Source organism: Eisenbergiella tayi, assembly GCF_001881565.1.
Lineage (GTDB): Bacteria > Bacillota > Clostridia > Lachnospirales > Lachnospiraceae > Eisenbergiella > Eisenbergiella tayi.
Map to the genome: position 1 here is coordinate 372,977 of NZ_MPDJ01000004.1, position 5,882 is coordinate 378,858.

General features: G+C 43.6%; 4 protein-coding genes. 3 read left to right on the forward strand and 1 reads right to left on the reverse strand.

Going from position 1 to position 5,882, the window contains the following annotated elements; translation table 11 throughout:
* Positions 1 to 294: 294 nt before the first annotated feature.
* From BLA28_RS16300 to BLA28_RS16310, 3 genes are all read left to right on the forward strand, one after another.
* The gene (locus tag BLA28_RS16300; protein ID WP_069158189.1) at positions 295 to 936 is read left to right on the forward strand and encodes a TetR/AcrR family transcriptional regulator; all 642 of its coding nucleotides are present in this window, start codon (positions 295 to 297) and stop codon (positions 934 to 936) included.
* A 71-nt stretch (positions 937 to 1,007) separates the two neighbouring features.
* A complete protein-coding gene (locus tag BLA28_RS16305) occupies positions 1,008 to 1,706 on the forward strand; it encodes an ABC transporter ATP-binding protein (protein ID WP_069158190.1) in 699 nt (232 codons plus the stop codon).
* 12 nt (positions 1,707 to 1,718) lie between these two features.
* Positions 1,719 to 4,166 (forward strand): ABC transporter permease, encoded by a 2,448-nt coding sequence (locus tag BLA28_RS16310; RefSeq protein ID WP_069158191.1) that lies wholly within the window; start codon positions 1,719 to 1,721, stop codon positions 4,164 to 4,166.
* Between the two features lie 71 nt (positions 4,167 to 4,237).
* Here the strand turns inward: BLA28_RS16310 and BLA28_RS16315 are convergent, their stop codons facing one another.
* The gene (locus BLA28_RS16315; protein ID WP_009252383.1) at positions 4,238 to 5,524 is read right to left on the reverse strand and encodes an aminotransferase class I/II-fold pyridoxal phosphate-dependent enzyme; all 1,287 of its coding nucleotides are present in this window, start codon (positions 5,522 to 5,524) and stop codon (positions 4,238 to 4,240) included.
* Between the last annotated feature and the right edge of the window lie 358 nt (positions 5,525 to 5,882).

Sequence of the window (5,882 nt, forward strand, 5' to 3'; positions counted from 1 at the left end):
ACTACAACCACTTTCCTATGCGGCCCTTAGGATGGAAAAGTCCTCAACAGGTATTGGACAATTATCTGCTCTCTCTGTAACAAATGTTTGACAAACCTACACCGGCCGATATATATTTTTAACAGCCGTTAACTCTGTTCGGACTGCAGTGACATGTTTTCATTATACTTCTTTTTTCCTAAAATAAACAATACTGTTGACAAAGCAGACCATACAGTTTAAAATAACATTGTTATTTAAAATGCTTTTATCAGGAAAGTCTTTGTATCCCAACACGGAAAGACAGGAGGAGAAATGAGCAGACACGCAGGTTCTGTGCCGGAAGAAACCAAAACAAGACTGCTGCAGTCCGCGGTTCTTGAATTCAGTGAATTTGGATTTGAAAAAGCCTCTCTGCGCCGGATTTGTTCCCGGGCAGATGTAACTACCGGCGCTTTGTATTTCTTTTTTCAGGATAAAGAGGATTTGTTCGGTCATGTGATTTCCCCTGTCACGGATCGCCTTCTGTCCCTTATGAAAGAACATTATGAAAGAGAACTGTCCAGCTCTTCTTTCAGCATCGCAAAGGATGAATCAGAAGATTTCCGTGCCGCAGAAGAAGTTTTTGATCTGTTTTTTGATAATCCGGCTATATGCAGTATTATTTTAAATAACAGAGAGCATCCCCTGGTATGTTCTTTCTTCGATACTCTCATACAAATGCTCGATTGTCAGACGGTACAGCTTCTGTCACAGGCTAAGCCGCCCCTCCCTGAAAATTCTTATTTTAATGATTGTACCATCCATTGGTTTTCCCATCTTCAGATAGATGCTGTCCTCCATATTCTGTCCCATAATCTGGATAAGCCACAGGCAACGGAGCAGCTTAAAATTATGATACATTTTATGAGAGGAGGATTTCTGTCTCTCCTCCCGGATACCAAAAATCTTAAATAAAAAGACCTTAATGGTCTTTTTTAAATAACATTTACATAACAGTGTTATTTTTATTATAAGGAGGAAGTATTATGTATGTAGAAATAAGTAATGTAACAAAAAGCTATGGGGAAGGCGGGAGTTACTGCAAAGTCCTGAACGGGATCAGCACCCTGATAGACAGGGGACAGATATGCGTAATTCTCGGTCCTTCCGGTTCCGGCAAATCCACTCTTCTGAATGCCATAGGCGGTCTCGATACCGTAGACAGCGGGCAAATTCATATCGATGGGAAAGAAATCACCGGCCTGAAGCCGGAAAGGCTGTCCGATTACCGCCGGGATACCCTGGGGTTTGTATTCCAATTTTATAATCTGATACCCAATCTCACCGCAGAGGAAAATATTCAGGTATGCAGCTATCTGTCTAAGGTACCGCTGTCCATGCAGGAACTCCTGGATATACTGGGACTCACGGAACACAGAAATAAATTCCCGTCCCAGCTTTCCGGAGGCCAGCAGCAGCGCTGCGCCATAGCCCGTGCTCTGATAAAGAACCCGAAGCTGCTGCTCTGCGATGAACCAACGGGTGCACTGGACTCCAAAACGGCAAAGGAAATCCTGATCCTGCTGGAAAAAATCAACCAAATATATGGCACTACCATTCTGATGGTCACTCACAACGCCGCTATACGCAGCATGGCTCATAAAGTAATACAAATAAGAGACGGACAAATTTCCGGGGAATATGAAAATGACTCCCGGATCCCAGCTTCCGGACTCACATGGTAGGAGGAACAAAAAATGCAGAAATTATTATTTAAACGTACCCTCCGTGATTTGAAATCAAATTTTTTCCGCTATATGGCATTGTTTCTGCTCATCATCCTCTGCATGTTCATTGTAGTGGGAACCATTGGATCCGCAGTAAGTGTCATTGAATCAGTCAATAAAAGAGCCGAAGCCAATCATCTGGAAGACGGACAATTCGGTGTGTTTGTACCTCTTGATAAAAAGACTCTGCAGGAATTGAAACATATGCGGGTAACTTTAGAAGAATGTTTTTACCTTGATTTTCTCATGGAGGATGCCTCAACGCTCCGTGTTATGAAAAACCGGGAATCTCTTAATCTGGTGAATCTGGAAGAGGGTGCTCCTGCTTATTTCCCGGGAGAAATTATAGTGGAACGGATTTATGCTGCCGCCCATGATCTTTCCATAGGCGATAACATAAAGATTGCCGGTACCGACTATACCATTTCCGGTATCGGTACCAGCCCCGACTATGAATACTGTCTGCAGAACATGTCCGGCATGTCTTCGGACGGCAATGTTTTCGGCACCGCATTCGTCACCCCTGAAGCTTATAATGAACTGCTTGCCGGCGGAAAAGCGCTTCACGCGGAAGAATACCGTTACAGTTATCTTCTCGGGGATAACATGACGCATTCCGAACTGAAGGATTACCTTAAGAATATCCAAATCAATCCCGATGAAGTAAAAGATCCCTTTTTTCAGGAAATGGTAAGCCGGAAAACAAAGGACAGAGATATTCTGACTGACAGCTTACAGGAGTTGCTTCAGAATGCCGGAGCCCTTTCAGGGAACCCGGAAGCGTTCCAACAGAAGGCAAAAGAACTTCAGGCGAAAGCCGGGAATCTTATGGACAGCATCTGCCCTCTGGAAATAGAAAATCTCACGGACTTTGTAAAAGCAGAGGATAACCCCCGCATCAAAGCAGCGAACCGGGATGTGGAAATCAATATAAAAGTCGGCCTTACAGCCGGAATCATCGTACTCATACTGATTACCTATGTTATTTCCGTATTTATCATACATTCCATTGATCAGGAAAGTCCTGTTATTGGCGCCCTGTATGCTTTGGGCCTGAAAAGGAAACAGCTGCTTTGGCATTATACCATGCTTCCGGTTCTCCTTTGCCTTTTAGGAGGAGCAGCCGGTACCGCTCTGGGTTATTCTCAGCTGGGAATGTCCATGATGACAGCGGAGTCCTATACTTACTACTCCACTCCGCCTATAGAAACCTGCCTCAGCCGCTGGCTGCTGATCTACGGCTTCCTGCTTCCGCCTTTTACCGCTTTTCTGGTAACCCGTTTTCTCATACAGAAACGGCTGAAAAGAAGCGCTCTGTCCCTGCTGCGCAAAGAAATATCCGATGAAAAAGAAAACGGAATCCGGATCCGCCATCTCTCCTTTTTAAGTACATTTCAAATCCGGCAGTTTCTGCGTGAAAAACGCAGCTGTCTTGCCATATTGGCCGGTATGTTTGTTTCTCTGCTGATTTTAATGCTGGGACTGAACTGTTATTCACTCTGCCTTAACATAAAACAGCAGAATACGGCCGATACCCGTTTTTCCTATATGTATCAATATAAATATCCTGCAGAAGCCGTTCCCGAAGGAGGTTATCCCGCTTACATAAAGGGGCTGAAAAAAGAGGTCTTTGGCTTTCCCATGGAAGTCAGTATTATTGGACTCACGGACGACAATCCCTTTTTCCCTGACTTCTCCAAAAACCGGAAGAATGAAATCTGCATCTCTTCTTCCGTTGCCGCCAAATACAGGCTGTCCGCAGGTGACGAATTCATACTGAAAGACGAAGTCAATGAAAGGCTCTATGGCTTTACCATAACGGAAATTGTACCATATTCCACAGGCCTGTGCTGTTTCATGGATATTGACAGTATGCGTGCTCTTTTTAATCAGGATGACGGCTACTATAACGCAGTATATTCCGACAGCCCCCTGGATATTGACCCCGGACGATTATATGCCGTCTCTACAAAAGCAGATATAGAAAAAAGTTCTGATATCTTTATGGAAATCATGAAACCTCTGATGATTATGCTGATCAGTGTTTCCATATTCGTTTTCCTGATTGTCCTTTATCAAATGACAAAGGTTATGATAGATCGTTCCTCCTACAACATTTCTCTCATGAAAATATTCGGCTACCGGAACAAAGAGATCAGAAAGCTTTATCTGGACGGCAGTGCTTATCTCATCGCTTTTGGCTCACTGCTGATGCTGCCTGCCGGCAAAATACTCATTGACCTCATTTACCCTGCTTTTATTTTTAATATTGCCTGCGGAGGGGATCTCTCCTGGTCCCCCATTCTCTATTCTGTCGTTTACATTGGAATTCTGCTGTGCTATTTTTTAATCCGTACGCTCCTGCTGTCTAAACTAAAGGAACTGACTCCTGCCCAGATTTTAAGGGCTAAAGAATAAATGCGGGTAAATGCAGCATAAATTCAAAAAACACCGGACGCATACCATTGCCGCCCGGTGTTTTTAATCTGTTATTTACTTTCCAAAAGCTTATCAACGCTGACCAGCTTCACACAAAGAACAAACAGCCTGGTAGCCTGAATTAATTCTTCCATCGGAGGGAAGGAAGGAGCAATACGGATATTGCTGTCCTGAGGATCCTTGCCATAAGGGTAGGTTGCTCCTGCGCCTGTCATAACAACGCCTGCTTCCTTAGCCTTTGCTACAATCGCCTTTGCACAGCCTTCCAGTGCATCGAAGGAAATGAAATACCCTCCCTTAGGCTTCAGCCAGGAACCGATTTCCAGACCGCCGAGCTCTTCTTCAAGGATATCAAGCACTGCTTCAAATTTAGGACGCATGATAGCTGCATGCTTCATCATGTGGACCTTGATTCCGTCCAGATTCTTGAAATATCTCACATGACGCAGCTGATTCAGCTTATCATGGCCGATAGTCTGAATGGACATCTGCTTCTTGATATCCTTCAGGTTATTATAAGAAGCGGAAATTGCCGCCACACCGGAACCAGGGAAGCTGATCTTGGAAGTGGAGCTGAATTTATAAACCATATCAGGATTTCCTGCCTTCTCACACTCGGAAAGGATTTCAAGGATATTATCCTGATCGTCTTCATAGAGATGGTGTACATTGTAAGCATTATCCCAGTAAATACGGAAATCCTCTGCGGCAGGCTTCAGATTGGCAAAACGGCGTACGGTTTCGTCGGAATATGTGATTCCCTGAGGATTGGAATATTTAGGCACGCACCAGATTCCCTTAATCGCTGCATCCTCACTCACCAGCTTTTCAACCATATCCATATCAGGGCCTTCCGGAGTCATAGGCACATTCACCATTTCAATCCCGAAATATTCCGTAATAGCAAAATGTCTGTCATAACCGGGAACCGGACATAAAAATTTCACCTTGTCCAGCTTGCACCAGGGTGTGCTCCCCATAACGCCATGAGTCATGGAACGGGCTACCGTGTCATACATTACGTTCAGACTGGAATTTCCGTAAATAATGATTTTATCCGCAGGAACCTCAATCAGATCTGCCAGTAATTCCTTCGCTTCCTGAATACCATCAATAACACCGTAATTTCTGCAGTCAATTCCTTCACGGCATTTTAAATCGGTAGAGCTGTTTAAGACATCCATCATTCCCATAGAAATATCAAGCTGTTCTGCGGACGGCTTTCCTCTGGACATATCCAGCTTTAAACCCATTTCCTGAAATTTCTTGTATTCCGCTTCCAGTTCATTTTTGAGAGTGAGCAGTTCTTCCTTGCTTCTGTCTTTGTACGCCTTCATTCCACTTCTCCTTCTTTTCCTCATAATTATAGAAAAAAGAGCTGATTCTACATGAAATCAGCCCCTTCCACACAAATATTAGCGCCGGAACCAATCTTATCTCCGGCCAAATTTTTATCCCAGTTTTTATGCTGTTTTGCGCGTTTCACGGTTGATAACTGCCTGCAGGTTTTTTTCTTATAATATTAAGCATACTTTGGAAGTCTTGTCAAGTATTTCTATTTTTCTCTTCTTCCTTCTCTGTAGGATTACAATACATGTGTTACACCAGTATAAATAAAAAATACGAGAACAGATTTTTGTGTTATATTTGAATCACCACAACACAAATAAATACAAAGGAGTCTGTTCTCGCATG